This is a genomic window from Pseudomonas sp. B414, from assembly GCF_055408445.1.
Genome location: NZ_JBUZTQ010000015.1, coordinates 32,319 through 47,486 on the forward strand (window position 1 = coordinate 32,319; position 15,168 = coordinate 47,486).

The following is a 15,168-nucleotide window of genomic DNA, read 5'->3' on the forward strand; positions in this document are numbered from 1 at the left end:
GCGGCATTTTAAGGTCACTCAGTGACTATCATCCTAAAGAGTCGAGTCTGCCATGCCCCCAGAACCCATAGATCCGATCCGTGCTGAATTAAGTCGGGGCGCGCCCTTGGGTGCAACCCGTTCTGCTGTTGACGAGATCCAGCAAAAAACTGCTTCGCGCAGAATTGGTAAGCGTTGTACCGATCTTTTCCGGTTGGGGCGCAGCACCCCGCAGCCAGTGCAACTGACCCAGTTTCGCAGCTATCACGAACCCTCCATGACCTTCAGTGCCAAGCTGTCCAATGGCAAGGTTCACACTGAAGGCTCGCACGTCGGCCAGGATATTGCGGACCGGCTTAATCAGTTGCCCAAGCGCTTTATGCAAGACCCGCAGCATTCAGGCAAGGGGCTGCGGCTGCTGGACGAAAAACTCAATGTATTTTATCTCCAGTCCACCCCGGCTGTCGCAGGGGTGCTCAAAAGCAGTCGAACCCTGGCCGCTCAAGCGCTACCCGTGGCAGACCCCGGCCGCGCTCATCTGGGGCAGATCAGTGGAGTGCAAACCACCGCAGACGGCAGCCAGTTTCGATTAGTCGACCAGCATTTATACCGTTTTGACACGCAGGCTCATGGCTGGTTGCCCGACAAGGATCAGGCAAGTTACAGCCGACTTGGCCTGAGCAAAGAGGGCGTGCTGATAAAAGTGCCGCAGGGTGTCGCTGATATCAGTGTCGAGGGCAAGACGCAGGTCAGTCTGCAGGCTTCTGCCTCGGGCTCCGCGTTGCAGGTCAGCCGCGGTGCGAACACGCCCGCTGCGGCTCTTGTGCCTGTAGGTGAATCGGGCAAGCCGGTGCAGTTAACCCGCATAGGGCTGTCGGGGGACACCTTGTATGCCATAGACCCGCAGGGCGAACTCTTGCGCGGGGACCTGCGCAGCATCGAGGGCGGGCGCCTGACCCTGTTACCCGTCCCCGTTGAACAGTTCGAGGCCATGCACAAGGGCGCCGTCAGTTTCAAAGGCTTTATGCATGACGATCATGGCCAGCTCAATGCCCTGCTCCTCGATGCGCGCAATCAACTGCATAGCAACCCGCTGACCGATGCGCCCGGCCAGGCACCGGGCTGGAACCTCAGCGATGTCATACTCAAGGTGATCGATAAAGGGCTCCCCGAGCCCGGGATGCGTGGGCTCGCCAATACGGTGGATCTGGGGCAACGGGGCAAGGTTGCGCTGGAGGCCAGCACCTTGTTGTGTTGGGACGCGCAAGCGCAACACTGGGACAAGACCGACCACCTTGATATCGACCAACTGCAGCGTGGCCTGGATGGTCGTGCGTATGTGTTGCAAGAAGGCCAGTTGAAAGCCTTGGCAACCCACAAAACCCGTGAACCGCTACAAATGGGCGCCAGTTATGAGCTGGCTCCCCACAATGCTGCCCGTACCCAGGTCGGGTTCGATGAAGTGATGGCCGGGAGTGACGGACATGAGATCACCGGTTTTGCCGTGCAGAATGCCAAGCACTTTGTAACCCTGGACTCTCAACAGCAATTGCACACCCATATCAACGGAACTGCAACAGCGCTGCCCTTGCCATTGGCTCAAACACTGAAAACGGTGGCCCTGGATCACCAGGGGCATCTTTATGCCCAGACTGAATCGGGCAAGTTGCTGAAACTGGAAAAAGCCCAATGGCAAACCCCGTCCTCGGCAGCTGCCAGCTGGACGCCAGTACCGTTACCGGGCAATGAGCCTTTGACATCGTTGCGCATGGGCCCGGACCAGCAGCTAATCGCCAGCTGGGGCGGAAAAAACGTGCAATTGAGTCATTCACTGGATGGCTCACCGAAATGGCAGCCTGTAGAACCTTCGCTCAATACCCGCCCCGGTTCTCTGGGTGAAGTGCTGGGCGGTGGAGAAATCAAAAGCCAAAACAACGGCACTGCCTGGGCGGTGACCTCGTCTTTTGTCGGGCACAGAACTGAAGGGTTGGATCGCGATCGAGGGCTATTTAAAGGGATCGGTGCCCATATAAAACCCATTGAAGGTCTCAAGGAAACAGGTCGCGATATCCAGCATCATTTCGCCGGGCGTGCCGGGCTGGAGGGGCTTTACGCCGATGCCCGGGCCTTGCGCGGCCAACTGGATGCACTGGCGAAAACGGCGCCACGCGCTGAGGATCTGACGACGCGCCTTGAGCGATTGAGCAAGCAGGAATCGACGCAAGCATTGGCCAGCACTCTGAAGTCCTCTCTGGCGCTGGTCGAAAAAAATAGCGAGCCACTGGCCGTCCGCCTGGGTGACTTGAAGGGCGCCAGGGTGATCCCTGAGCAGCCACTGGCAGTGCCCGATAAACCTGGCAAGCACTCGTTGAGCAGTCTGGGGCAAATGCGCCTGGCCTTTGAAAACCTGGCACCTTCACAAACCAATACCACGGCTGCATTGTTGCGCAGTTATGAAAAACAGGGGGTTGCCCTGTCGTCATGGAATGCTGAGCAAAAGCGTGACCTGAGTAACCCGACAGCACTGGTCGAGAGTGACCTGATTCAACATGCCCGCACACTGTCCAGGCTGGAGGCATTGACCACCCGACTGGAGGGCCATGCCCCCGATCAGGCGCGGATCACCGAGGCACTTAAAACCGTGATGGAGGATTATCACGACAGCCCTGTGCACAAGAAGGCATCACAACAGATCAACAGTTTTGCACAAGCGGAGACCCTGTATAAAAACTTCAAGTTACTGTCCAAGGATTTGAGTACTCCTGGGTCAGCGCTGAACTTTCATATCACCCGTGCTTTGGGGCTGGACGGGGAGGCTGATATCAAAGAGGCTTTGATGCAGCAGATCCAGCAATCCGACAGCGGGCAATCCATTGCTTCCAGCCGCAGTAAAAAGAAGACGGCGGTGATGTTTGCTTTTGGTATGGCGCCGGTGCCGGTGCTTGAAGTTTTTGTCGGTGCATCCAGGACCAAGGCCAATGGCATAACGATCAGCCGAACTGACTCAGGCGCCACTATCGATATCAATATGGGCACTACCCATGGGGCCAGTGCATCGTTGGGCGGTGCCACGGTATTGGCGCCCGTGGGGAACATGTTCGGTGCTGGAGTTCGAGTGGGGGCGGAGGCGAGCCTGACGGCTTCACGGGAAAAGGCTGAGAGTGTCAGCTTTGATGTGAAGGAGGCGGACTTCCCGGCCATGATGGATATTCTCGCAGGGAGCGGGGGGGACGCCTTTGACTTGCTGGACTTGGGGAGCAACCATCAAAGTGGTCAACGCTCCAAAAACACGTTGGACTTGAGTGTGTCTTCCCATGTGCAGGCCAGGGGAGACTTTGTGGTGCCGGAGAAATCACAGTCCCTGGATGATGTGGTGCGTACATTTCTAAATGCTGCTGCTGGCCTTAATCTGGCCCATTTTGATCAAAGCACCGCAGTGAGCCAGGGGCAGCACCAGATTACCCGAACCAAGGGCGAGAACTTGCAGATGCTTGGCAGCGGAGGGGTGTCGCTAGGGGTTGGACCTCTTAACACAATGGGGATAGTGAATGTCGGGTCTGGGGATGTAAGTTTCGCAGCGTTTACTGCGTCGGATATTTCGCTCGCAGTCGGTTTTGATCGTAACTCGGCCCGAGCCATGCGCTTTACCTTCAAACAGCCTGCGGCGGTTCAGCAGGCGCAAATCGATACGCTACGTGTTGCCTTGTCCAGGCACTCCCCGCAATTAAAAGCGCAACTTCAGGCCACTGCGCCGGCACAGGGCGATGCGGGTGAACAATTGCAGAGCCTGCATCGTCTATTCGAAACAATACCGGCACCTGCCACCCGGCCCGAAGAACACCATGCACTCAAGGATCAGTTGCAAAAACTGCTTCACCAGCAAGAACTGGTCGTGCAGGGCAAACGCGAACTGAGTTCAGTGGAAAGTACAGTGTCCTATGTAGGATTGAACGGTGGCTCCAGTCACGAGTGGCTGGACGATGCTGCGCCTGCGAACAAGGCGGCCATTCTCAAACTGTTGACTGAGCAACCAGAACTGGCGCGGGCCCTCAAGGATCTGGAGAGCAGCAAAGGTACTTCGGTGACCATCGGCCTGGAGGTCAAGCCGGATGTGCTACGCACGATCGAAAGCAAGGTCGGGGATGGCCGCAACCCTGACTACGATGTGCAGCAGGCACTGAAAAACACGGACAACCTGCGGGTCAAAACCATGAGTGTGGGTTACACGGCAAGCCGCACCCACAGCATGACTTTACCTACGCCTATCTTGTCCTTCAGCAGCAGTGCAGCCTTGAGTCATACCCACAAACTGCTCAACGCCGAGCTTGAATATGGGCGGGACCCGAATGCACCCGTACGCATGAAGCTCAAGGATGCTGCCTCCACGCCGCAGAACACAGAGCTGCACCCGGAGTTGCAGGATCAAAAGGTCCGCGATAGCCGCAGACCCCAGGTGTAACGAAATACCCGGCCTGCGGCTTTTTCAGGCAGGCCGGGCCAACAACTGGCGGGTGTCGACCACCTGCTGGATAAACCCGGTGACCCACTCGCAAAACCCGTGCCCGGTTAAAAACTCGACCGGGCACTGGGTGCACAAACGCAGGCCATCAGCTTCATCCAGTGCCAACCAGCAACCCTGCAGCTTGTCGGGCTGGAAGTTGAGTTTGAGCAACTTTTCGTAGTGCTCTTGGGCCGGGATATCTGGAGTGATTGCGCAATGCAGTACGGCGCTGCTGCTCTGGGGCAACAGTTCAATCACGCACACTTCTTGATTCTGACTGTTGAACAGCGCGCATACGCCGTTCTCCAGTTGCAGTTCGATGTTCAGGTGCTGGCTCAGTGCTGCGAGCAGTTGCGGGTGTTGGCTCATTGAGGGCTCTCGACTGGAAGTTTAGGGATACAGGCTATTGCTCAAGGGGAACAATTTGGTGGTCAGGCTGCATGGCATCAGGGCCGGTTTCTACGCGCATCGCTGGGGGCCACCAGACCACCAGCGCGCTGGCGCTGGACGCCGGGCGACTGCAGGAGTCACCCCGGCAATGGGTGGTGCAACCCTGGAGCAGCAGCACGCCTGCGGCCATGACAATCGCGATCAAACGGCTCATGGGGCGGTATTCCGAGGGGGGGTGAGCAAGGACGGGCGCGGCATAACTGCTGGCTGGCTCGGGTCGTGCGCTCGGGTAGCAATTAACACTTCCGCCCGCTCGCCGGGGGCAAGCCAGGGTTGTGGCCAGACACTGACCGCCAGGGTGTTGGCATTGCTGCATTCGCTTTCATCCAGGCGCACAGGGTTCTGGCTGCGGTTTTGCAAAACCAGCACGGCCACGTTGTACTGCGCGCTTTCGTACCATTGGTGGCGGTCGGGATCAGCCTGCAGAAAGGTGGGTGTTGTGCACCGCACGCCTGCGTTGACGGGCATCGGCTTGGCCGTGAACTGTTCTGGTACACGGCCAGACACCAAGTGGGCGAGGGTTTGCGTGATATCGTCGCGTTTGACCACCGGTGGATGCTGTGCCTCACGCCGTACCAAAGTGCTTGATGCGGCCTCCAGCACGGCCTGATCCGCCTGCGGCAGGTAGCGGGAAGGGTGGGTTTGATCGCCAATCAGTCGCGGGGTCAGGATAAATAGCCGCTCACGACGGTTTTTGGTGTACTGCGAGGAAGTAAACAGCAGCTTGCCCAGCCAGGGAATACGCCCCAGCAAGGGGACCTGATTGCGGCTGTCGACCTCCTCTGCAACATGAAAGCCGCCAATGACCAGGGATTGCTGCTCGCTGATAACCGCTTGGGTACTGACCTTGCCTTTGCGCACATCCGGGGTTGAATCGGGGTTTGTGTTGCTGGCGAAGGTGCCGTCTTCAATATCGATGATCAAATGAATCTGATTCGCCCCGTTGGCGGTGATCACCCGGGGTACGACTTGAAAACTGGTGCCTGTGGTGACCGGCGTGATGTTTGCCACTTCTTTGCCGACGGCCTTGATGTACTGCGTGCGATTGAAATCGATCACGGCTGGCTGGTTCTCCAGCGTCATGATCGACGGATTGGACACCACAGTGGCCAGGCCGCGTTCTTCGAGGGCTTTCACATCCGCCACAAAGCGATCAAACCGGGCGATGGTTATGGTTGATGGGGTATTGCCCGCAAGCCCTCCTGCACCTGCCTGGAATCGACTGTTTTGAAACCCCCAGTTCACCCCCAGCGCCTTGAGTTGAGTGCGATTGATATCCAGAATCACGGCGTCTATTTCCACCAGCTTGCGTGGCACATCCAGTTCGCCAATCAGGGCTTGGTACAGTGCCCGACGCTCGCTGGCATCGTAGATCAGCACGCTGTTGTTGCGCACATCGGCCTGCACCCGAATACTGCTCCCGCCAGAGGGCGCCAACACCGGTTTTGGCACAGGGGCCGCAGGCCCACCCGAAAGCGATGCGGCGAGGCTCGTTAGCGGCGAGGCGCTGGCGCCAGGTTCAATACCGGGCATGGCCGATGATTGAGACGAGAGCAGGCCACGCAACAGGCTGGCAATACCAGGCACGGTCAGCTTTTCACCCCGATAGTCGATCTGGCGATCTGCGGCATTGGCGAACTGCAGCGCAAAGCTCAACACATTCTGTTTGTTGGCAGGCTCCGAGCGTTTGCGGCTGAATTGTCTGATTTGTTCAATGTAGCGTGGGGGGCCTGAAACCAGCACTACCCCGATCTCGGGCAACTCACCCCAACCGAATCGCTCATCCAGCAAGCCGATTTGGCTCAGCGCTGTTTTCAAGTCGGCGATGGTGTTGTCCGCCACTTCCAGGCGTGCTGAACCTTGTTGGTCCAGCGCGCTGATATAGAGCGTGTTGTTATAGACAAACCACTGGAAGCGATGCTCAAGAGCCAACCGCTCGAGCAAGCCCGACAGCGTTTCGGCGCGCAGCCTGCCGTTGACGACACCTGAGAGCGAGCCATCAATCTGCAGTTGCAGACCTGCGGCATGCGCGAAGTCCCTCAGGAAATCGCGCAACGACTGATTGCTTGCCTCATGGGCATAGGGTGTTTTTTTCCACTCATCGGGGACGGCGGCAGTGGCATGCGGTATCAAAATAAAAAGATACGGCAACAACAGCATCTGGCTGAGGCCTTTAATCCGGCTCATCACTGCACGGCATCGATAATGCTTTTGGTCAGGCTGTGCTTGAACCGGGTTTGCTCGGTGAGTGCAAGCGTTGCACTGGCCATTTTTCGTGAAGCCTCATAGAAGCGGATTGAATCTTCCAGGCCGTATTGATCGCTCATGGCGATTTCATCGAGGTTTTTCTGGGCCTGGGCAAAGCGGGTGTCGATTCGGCGCTGGATACTTTCGAACGAAGCCATACATCCTCCATCAGGTCATGTGTATGACTCTGTGGCAGGTACTGCGTGCCTGGTTCCTTCACAGGCTTGTGAACGCAGCAATGCACTGGCGCCAGCCCAGTCGATGCGCAGATCCTCGCATGCGGTCACCAGCACCAGCGCCTGGGTGTCGAGGTGATCGTCGGTTTGCAGCTGCCAGGGGCTGTCCGGCTGGCTGCCGAGCCACTGGCGAACGTGCTCAAGGGCCTGCGGGTGGCAGCGCAGGGTTGCGCTCAGGGGTGGGCATTGCGTGCGCAGCAATTGCTCCAGCAAGGCGGTGATACGACCTTGTTGCGGCACGTCATCGAGCAGTTGTTGCAAGGCCTGATTAACCACCTCCGATGCACTCGATTCGATGCCTTGGCACAGGGCACTGTGTTGCTGTTGCCAGCGCTCAAGTTGCGCATTGGCCTGTAGCCAGAACTCATCATGGGCCTTTTTCAACAGGGCTTCGGATGCGGCTTGAGCATGACTCAAGATCTCGTCCGCCCGGGCGTGTGCCTGTGCCAGCACTTGCCTGGCCAGACCGCAGTCGATGAGATCTTCGCGGGTAATCAACGTCTGGGGCAGCCCCGGCAGGTCGGGCCGCAGTTCAAGTGAGCGTCGCGACAGCATGGTTTTGAGCCTCGGTGCGGGTTGCGTCTGAATTGAAAGTGCGCGCGTACCAGAGCACGGCCTGCCAAAGTTGCTCAAGTTTTCCCGCAGGTATGGCCAGCACCGGTGTTTGCTCCAGCACAATGATTCTTGCCGGGGCAAAACGCAGGCGCAGCCGTTGCCATACCGCAGGCTCCACCCATGCCCTGAGCAATTGCAGGGCATCGTCGGTTGGCCCGAGCCAGCCCTGAGTGTGCAAGGCTTTGGCCAGGCGTTGGCACCAGAGGTTCTGGGTTGTATTCAGTTGAGCTGGCGGCAAGGGACGGCAAGTCATGTCGAGCAGTTGCAGCATATGATCGTGTTGCGCCGATTGCGCGAGAGCCAGGTAAATCAAGCTGCCAGAGGGGGCGCCGGGCAGGCAGGGCTCGATGGCGAAGGCCTTGCTCACGGCTGAGTGCCGGTTGCGTGCAAGGGCAGGGGTCACATCATATCCACTGTGCCACTCCGGGTGCGCGTGATACCAGGCGCAGGCCCACCACTGCACCCACTGGTCAGTTTCGCTCATGCACAGCCTTGCCAGGGTGAGGGGCTTTATGGCGCAGTTTTAACCACGCGACAGGGGTGATGATCGCAATAAGGAACACCAGGACCGCGCTTGCAAAGGTTTTTTTCCAGAAACCGAGGTTTTGCTCCGGCACCAGAAACGGGCCGAAGTAAAGCAGTTGCTGCTTGTCTTGAAACGCTTCGGCCGGGACAAATACCGTGGTTATTTTGTGCGGGTTATCCAAGGCTGTGGCCATGCCCGGAAGGCTGCTGGCGACCATGCGCCGTACCCGGGACTGAATGCTGTCGGGGTCGAGCCTGGCATCGTGTTTGATAAAAACCGAGGCGGATGCAGGCTGGACAGCTTCGCCCGGAGCCACCCGTTCTGGAAGCACCACATGCACACGGGCCACGATAACGCCGTCAATATTTGACAGCGTGGCTTCCAGTTCTTGTGACAGTGCATGGATATAACGGGCGCGTTCCTCCAGAGGGGTAGAAATAACGCCTTCTTTGCGAAAGATCTCACCCAATGTCGAGCGCGCAGCTCTGGGGAGTCCGGCCGCCGCCAGTGTCTTGATAGCCCGGCTGATATCTTGCGCGTTGACGCGCACCGAGACACCGCTCTTGGTTGCAACCTTTTGGGCGTTAACCTGCTTGTCTGCGAGTTCGGCGATAACTTCATTGGCCTCCTGTTCGGATAGCCGACTGTGAAGTTCCACGCTTTCACCGCAACCGCTCACACACACAACGAGCAGCAGCAACAGGCTTTTGATAAGGCGCGACGCCATGGGCATACCTAAGACAGGTTGGTGAGCTTTTCGATTGCCTGGGTTGTTTTACTGATCATTTTGGCGCTGAGCACTGTTTCTAGGTGAAATGCTGACATGGCCCGGGTTGATTTTAGTGAGTCGATGGGGTCAGTGCTGGCGCTGACTTTCTGCAGTGCCCGTGCTGCTTTGTTAGAAAGTTCTTGTAATAGCTCTGAGCGCTGGATCAGTGGATTAGCAATCTTATTGTCGGTCATGGCAGGATATAAAGCGTTTACCGAAGTAGTTTTCAACAGGGAGTTGAACCAATTTATATCTGAGGCCTCAGCCGCATGGAGATGCGCATCTGAGGATATGGACGTTGACTGAAGGGCGCCGGAAAGTAGGGAGGGCTTCATAATTATATATAAGCTCAGGTTGGCATGGGGCGTTCGGTTAAGCGCCTATTTATTTAAAAAAAGGCGCTCGCTATAAGGTTAGAAGTTTATTTTTTTGATTTGCTCGCTCATGGCATTCATCATTTTATTGAGTGAGTCCATTCGGTTGTTTGCCTTTGTTGAACGGTGATCATTATCGGCTTTTTCTACATTGTCGTGGTACATTTTCCAAGCCATTTTGTTGTTGTATTCTTTTTGGGCTTCGAGCGGGTCATTGGTGGATCTGCCACCACTGTTAAATAGATTTCCGAGTGATTGGAATATGGAATGTATCATGTTGTATTCCTTTTGTTTTTAATTATCAGTAATTGATTTTGTTATTATTGTTATTGTTGTTATTGCTGATGTTGTTTATAACGTTGTTAATATTGTTGATGCTTATTTTTGATATATTGCCTGCGGCCTGCATATTACCAATATTTCCGAATACGCCAAGAGCATTTTTTATGAGGGGTGATACAAGAGGGGCTAAAAGGGAAAGCATGGGCAACATATTTACACCTCGGTGTTCAAATTTGAAGTGAGTCAGTTATTGACTCGTTGTCTGAGTGTCTATATTTAGTCAGTGGGTTCCAGTCTATAAGAGTCAGGTGATTTCAAGTTGTTTCATTCGGTTGTACAGCGTGCGCTTGGCAATGCCCAGCTCAAGGACAACGGCATCCACATTGTTTAAATGGCGTCGTAAGGCGTCCTGAATAAGCAGTTGCTCAATTTTTTGCAAACGTACCTTCAAGTTATGTTGGCCCACGATCGGTGTTTCCGGGCCGCTTGAGAGAGGCGTTATGCCCAGCACCAGCCGCTTGGCGACAGAGCGTAATTCCCGTACATTACCGGGCCAGTCATGGCAAATAATGTGTTGCAGCAAGGAAGTGCAAGGTACAGGTATAGACGACTTGAAGTGGTGTGCTTCACGCTGAATCAGATTCATGAACAGGGGGATTATTTGCTCGCGCCGCTCTCTTAAAGGCGGCAAATGCAGGCTCACAACATTGAGGCGATAATACAGGTCGCGCCTGAACTTACCTTGTTCCACCATTTTTGCTAGAGAGGATTGAGCCGAGGCGATCACGCGCATGTTCACCGGTATGAATTTTGTCGACCCCAACCGTTCTACACCGCGTGTCTCCAGTACGCGCAGTAACTTGGCCTGCAAGGTCAGCGGCATACTGTCTACTTCATCAAGGTATAACGTGCCCATGTGAGACGCTTCAATAAAACCTGCGCGTGATTGCATAGCCCCGGTATATGCACCTTGGCTGACGCCGAATAATTGGCTTTCCGCCAGGCTTTCGGGAATGGCGGCGCAATTTATTGCAATGTAATCACCCTGGCGCCCGGATAAAAAATGCAGCCTCTCTGCCAGCGTATCCTTGCCCGTACCGGTTTCCCCTTCAAGCAATATATCTATATTCAGCGTGGCAGTGCTTTTGATGGTGGCGTCGAGCTCCGTTTCTTCGAACGCGTAGGTTTGATAAGCTTCGTCGCCAGGTTGGGAAGACAGCATTGAATTTTCTCCCGCCTTATTTATTTTATTGGGGAAGGTAGAACGCCACGGCCTGCCTGGATAAACAGTGCTACAGGGGCACCGGCTCTGAAAGCAGGGTGCTGTCTTGGCTATAAAAGCCTAGTGCCTGGAAGGTTGTATGTCTTGAGTCAAGAGAAGTAGATGCAGTAGGAAATGGTGCTTGCATATGTAGGATCTAGTTCTTTACCCGTAGGGCAAAGGTATTGTTGCTGCTTAACGTTTGGTTTCTTCCGTGTTTTTTGTGCTTTCGCTTTGCGTGGTAAAACCAAAGGTCAACAGAGCACTTTCAACGGTGCTCAAGTGCTGTAAACACAGTTGCCAAGGGGCAGACACCGCGTCGGCCAGCTCAGTGGCTGATACCGGGATCAACACCGGGCGTTCACTGTCAGTGGCGATAGAGGCACACCCTGAGGCGACGTTTGCCAGTCGCTCGTGCAATGAGGCGGGGGCCGGGCCTTGCTCCTTGCGCAAGGCATCGGCAAAGGCTTCCGAGAACAGTAAAGAGCTGGCGTACAAACGCACGGCATGGCGCTCGTAGCGGCTGGCGATACCTTTTACTTCCCGTGACACAAAGCGCCCGCGCAAGGTCCAGCGAGCGGTATTGCGGGCCATGCTGATGCCGTTCTCCAGGGCTATAAGGCTGTCATGGGCGCGGGAGAAAATCTGTACCGCGTTTTGCGCTTTGTCGGCGTCTTTTTCGTCGAGTGCCTGCAGGCTTTTGTCAAAACCCGAGGCGAGTTTTTCCAGCAAGTCTTTTGCCGAGCTATCGATAATGCCAATCGGGTTGGGGGTGAGCAGCACCTGGCTGAAGACCAGCCCCACCCCAGCGCCTACCAGCACATCCAGCATACGCACCACGCCGGCACTTTCAGGGCCGACGGCGAGCATCAGCACAGCCGAAACCCCGGCTTGAATCGGTACCACCGGCCCCAGCCCGTACAAGGCTGCGATGGCGATGGCAGAGAAGGTGGCAAAGCCAATGCGCAGCAAGGGGTAAGCATCCGGCAGCCATAAGGCCGCGTCACCGACGATAATCCCGGTGGCAACGCCCACCATCAAACCAATTGCCTGCTTGCCATGGCTGGGCAGGCCGGGGGCCAGGCACACCACCGCACTGATGGCCGCAAATACCGGGTGGACGTGGCCGAACAAATGCTTGGCCAGCACCCAGGCCAATGCGGCAGCGATGGCTGAAGCCAGTGCATCGCGCCAGGCGGAAGACCAGCGAAAGCTTATCCGGTCGATCAGTGGGGTGGTGAAGCGATTGATAAACACCTTGGCGAGCATTGCAACTCCCGATCAGTCTGGTTGGCCTTGAGACTTACCATAGACCTTTTGCCCGGGGGATGGTTTGCCCGATAAAAACACCCGGCCAAAAAAAACCGCGCCTGGGCGCGGTTTTTTATACGTGTGGTGTATTACACGTTGAAGCGGAAGTGCAGGACGTCACCGTCTTTAACGATGTAATCCTTGCCTTCCAGACGCCATTTACCGGCCTCTTTCGCACCAGCTTCACCGTTGAACTTGATGAAATCGTCGTAGGCGATAACTTCAGCGCGGATAAAGCCTTTTTCGAAGTCGGTGTGGATAACGCCAGCGGCCTGAGGAGCGGTAGCGCCCACTTTCACGGTCCAGGCACGAACTTCCTGAACGCCTGCAGTGAAGTAGGTTTGCAGGTTGAGCATTTCGTAACCGGCACGGATTACGCGGTTCAGACCTGGCTCTTCAAGGCCCAGGGCCTCCAGGAACATGTCCTTTTCTTCGCCGTCGTCGAGCTCGGCAATTTCAGCTTCGATCTTGTTGCAGACCGGAACCACGATTGCGCCTTCTTCTTCGGCAATGGCCAAGACCACGTCGAGCAACGGGTTGTTCTCAAAACCGTCTTCAGCCACGTTGGCGATGTACATCACTGGCTTGGTGGTCAGCAGGTGGAAGCCCTTGATGATTTGTTTCTCATCGGCATCCATGTTCTTGATCAGGCTGCGTGCCGGCTTGCCCAGGGTGAAGTGGGCGATCAGCTGTTCCAGCAGGGCTTTTTGAGCCACGGCATCCTTGTCGCCGCCTTTGGCGTTGCGCGCCACTTTCTGCAGTTGCTTTTCGCAGCTGTCGAGGTCGGCAAAGATCAGCTCAAGGTCGATGATCTCGATGTCGCGTTTCGGGTCAACGCTGTTGGAAACGTGAATCACGTTTTCATCTTCAAAGCAGCGGACCACGTGAGCGATAGCATCGGTCTCACGGATGTTGGCCAGGAACTTGTTGCCCAGGCCTTCGCCTTTCGATGCACCGGCCACCAGGCCTGCGATATCGACGAATTCCATGGTGGTTGGCAGGATGCGCTGCGGTTTGACGATGGTAGCCAGCGCGTCCAGACGTGGGTCGGGCATCGGCACGATGCCGGTGTTCGGCTCGATCGTGCAGAAGGGGAAGTTCTCGGCCGCAATACCGGATTTGGTCAGGGCGTTGAACAGGGTGGACTTACCGACGTTAGGCAAGCCGACGATGCCGCAATTGAATCCCATGGTGTATCCCCTCGGTAAAAGAGTCAGGCCTTCTGGCTGTGCAGGTTTTTCATCGCACGGTTCCATTCCCCGGCGAGGATATCCGGCAGCACGCCGAGGGCAAAATCGATGCTGGCGTCCAGTTTTTCCTGTTCGGCGCGAGGCGCACGACCCAGGACAAAGTTGGACACCATGCTGGCGACGCCCGGGTGGCCAATGCCAAGCCGCAGACGATAGAAATTATTGTTGTTTCCCAGTTGCGCGATGATGTCGCGCAGTCCGTTATGACCTCCGTGGCCGCCGCCCAGCTTGAGCTTGGCAACGCCGGGTGGGAGGTCGAGTTCGTCGTGGGCCACCAGTATGGATTCGGGCGCAATCCGGTAGAAACCGGCAAGCGCCGCAACGGCCTGGCCGCTTCGGTTCATATAGGTAGTGGGAATCAACAGACGAACATCCTGACCCTGGTGGCTGAATCGCCCGGTCAGGCCAAAATATTTGCGATCAGCAACAAGATTTACCCCGTTCGCCGACGCGAGACGCTCAACAAAAAGGGCCCCTGCGTTATGCCGGGTCTGTTCGTATTCGGTGCCTGGATTTCCCAGGCCAACGATCAGTTTTATGGCGGTCACGACAAGGGCCCTTCTATGGAGTGTGGATAACATCGCCGCTAACGGTTAGCGGCGAAAACGGACAAAAAAGCGGGTTTACGTGAGTAAACTTCGCGATCTTGTCCGCTTTACTCGCTGCGTGTTAGCTCGCGATGTTTCTCAAGACTCCAACTACAGAGTAATGAATTACTCTGCTGCTTCTGGTGCAACACGTGGAGCGTGAACGTTGGCTACTGCCAGGTCGTTACCGTGTGCCAGAGCTACGAACTCAACGCCTTTAGGAGCGGTGATGTCCGACAGGTGAATGATCGAGCCGACTTCGGCGTTAGCCAGGTCAACTTCGATGAATTCAGGCAGGTCTTTTGGCAGGCAGGAAACTTCGATTTCCGCAACAACGTGCGAGATCTCGCCGCCTTTCTTGATCGGAGCAGCTTCACCAACGAAGTGAACTGGAACGATCGCAGTCAGCTTTTGACCAGCAACAACGCGAACGAAGTCAGCATGCATCACGTGGCCTTTAGCCGGGTGACGTTGCAGAGCTTTGATGATCACGTTTTGCTTAACGCCGCCAACGGTCAGTTCGATAACGTGGCTGTAAGCAGCTTCGTTTTCGAGCAGTTTGGCAACTTCTTTAGCCAGCATGCTGATGGATTCAGGGGCTTTGTCGCCACCGTAAACTACAGCTGGAACCAGGCTTGCGAGACGACGCAGGCGGCGGCTCGCACCTTTCCCCAGGTCGGAACGCACTTCAGCATTCAGAGTAAAATCGTTCATGTTGTATCTCCAAAATAACCACATCCGCCCTGACGATTGCGACCAGCGCCATGGACGGTATGGGCA

15 protein-coding genes are annotated in these 15,168 nt (G+C 56.1%); 1 reads left to right on the forward strand and 14 read right to left on the reverse strand.

Annotation, left to right across the window (positions count from 1 at the left end):
- Positions 1-52: 52 nt before the first annotated feature.
- Positions 53-4,438 carry an AvrE-family type 3 secretion system effector gene (locus ACZRMH_RS14350; protein WP_464013935.1) on the forward strand — a complete coding sequence of 1,462 codons (4,386 nt, stop codon included), beginning with the start codon at positions 53-55 and terminating at the stop codon, positions 4,436-4,438.
- A gap of 24 nt (positions 4,439-4,462) precedes the next feature.
- Here ACZRMH_RS14350 and ACZRMH_RS14355 read toward each other — a convergent pair whose 3' ends face one another.
- From ACZRMH_RS14355 to ACZRMH_RS14420, 14 genes are all read right to left on the reverse strand, one after another.
- Positions 4,463-4,849, reverse strand: coding sequence for a type III secretion system chaperone (locus ACZRMH_RS14355; protein WP_464013936.1), 387 nt, complete (start codon positions 4,847-4,849; stop codon positions 4,463-4,465).
- Between the two features lie 34 nt (positions 4,850-4,883).
- Complete coding sequence (gene hrpT, locus ACZRMH_RS14360) at positions 4,884-5,084, reverse strand: HrpT family type III secretion system protein (RefSeq protein WP_464013937.1); 201 nt, start codon at positions 5,082-5,084, stop codon at positions 4,884-4,886.
- Positions 5,081-7,117 carry a type III secretion system outer membrane ring subunit SctC gene (gene sctC, locus ACZRMH_RS14365; protein ID WP_464013938.1) on the reverse strand — a complete coding sequence of 679 codons (2,037 nt, stop codon included), beginning with the start codon at positions 7,115-7,117 and terminating at the stop codon, positions 5,081-5,083. The genes hrpT and sctC overlap by 4 nt, the downstream gene beginning before the upstream one ends.
- The gene (locus tag ACZRMH_RS14370; RefSeq protein WP_464013939.1) at positions 7,117-7,335 is read right to left on the reverse strand and encodes a type III secretion protein; all 219 of its coding nucleotides are present in this window, start codon (positions 7,333-7,335) and stop codon (positions 7,117-7,119) included. The genes sctC and ACZRMH_RS14370 overlap by 1 nt, the downstream gene beginning before the upstream one ends.
- A 15-nt stretch (positions 7,336-7,350) precedes the next feature.
- Entirely contained in the window at positions 7,351-7,968 is a 618-nt protein-coding gene (gene sctL, locus ACZRMH_RS14375) for a type III secretion system stator protein SctL (RefSeq protein ID WP_464013940.1), read from the reverse strand.
- On the reverse strand, positions 7,946-8,512 hold the full coding sequence (locus tag ACZRMH_RS14380; protein ID WP_464013941.1) for a type III secretion protein: 567 nt from the start codon (positions 8,510-8,512) through the stop codon (positions 7,946-7,948). Before ACZRMH_RS14380 ends, sctL begins: the two co-directional genes overlap by 23 nt.
- Positions 8,499-9,281: a type III secretion system inner membrane ring lipoprotein SctJ gene (sctJ, locus tag ACZRMH_RS14385; protein ID WP_464013942.1), complete on the reverse strand. Its 783-nt coding sequence runs from the start codon at positions 9,279-9,281 to the stop codon at positions 8,499-8,501. The genes ACZRMH_RS14380 and sctJ overlap by 14 nt, the downstream gene beginning before the upstream one ends.
- An 8-nt stretch (positions 9,282-9,289) precedes the next feature.
- Complete coding sequence (locus ACZRMH_RS14390; RefSeq protein ID WP_464013943.1) at positions 9,290-9,658, reverse strand: EscI/YscI/HrpB family type III secretion system inner rod protein; 369 nt, start codon at positions 9,656-9,658, stop codon at positions 9,290-9,292.
- A 78-nt stretch (positions 9,659-9,736) separates the two neighbouring features.
- Entirely contained in the window at positions 9,737-9,973 is a 237-nt protein-coding gene (locus tag ACZRMH_RS14395) for a hypothetical protein (protein ID WP_464013944.1), read from the reverse strand.
- 310 nt (positions 9,974-10,283) lie between these two features.
- Positions 10,284-11,201 carry a sigma 54-interacting transcriptional regulator gene (locus ACZRMH_RS14400; RefSeq protein WP_464013945.1) on the reverse strand — a complete coding sequence of 306 codons (918 nt, stop codon included), beginning with the start codon at positions 11,199-11,201 and terminating at the stop codon, positions 10,284-10,286.
- A gap of 234 nt (positions 11,202-11,435) precedes the next feature.
- Positions 11,436-12,509: an FUSC family protein gene (locus ACZRMH_RS14405; protein WP_464013946.1), complete on the reverse strand. Its 1,074-nt coding sequence runs from the start codon at positions 12,507-12,509 to the stop codon at positions 11,436-11,438.
- 131 nt (positions 12,510-12,640) lie between these two features.
- Entirely contained in the window at positions 12,641-13,741 is a 1,101-nt protein-coding gene (gene ychF / locus ACZRMH_RS14410; protein ID WP_464013947.1) for a redox-regulated ATPase YchF, read from the reverse strand.
- A gap of 23 nt (positions 13,742-13,764) precedes the next feature.
- Positions 13,765-14,349: an aminoacyl-tRNA hydrolase gene (pth, locus tag ACZRMH_RS14415; protein ID WP_003439790.1), complete on the reverse strand. Its 585-nt coding sequence runs from the start codon at positions 14,347-14,349 to the stop codon at positions 13,765-13,767.
- Positions 14,350-14,514: 165 nt separating this feature from the next.
- Entirely contained in the window at positions 14,515-15,102 is a 588-nt protein-coding gene (locus tag ACZRMH_RS14420) for a 50S ribosomal protein L25/general stress protein Ctc (RefSeq protein ID WP_016781750.1), read from the reverse strand.
- Positions 15,103-15,168: the final 66 nt, after the last annotated feature.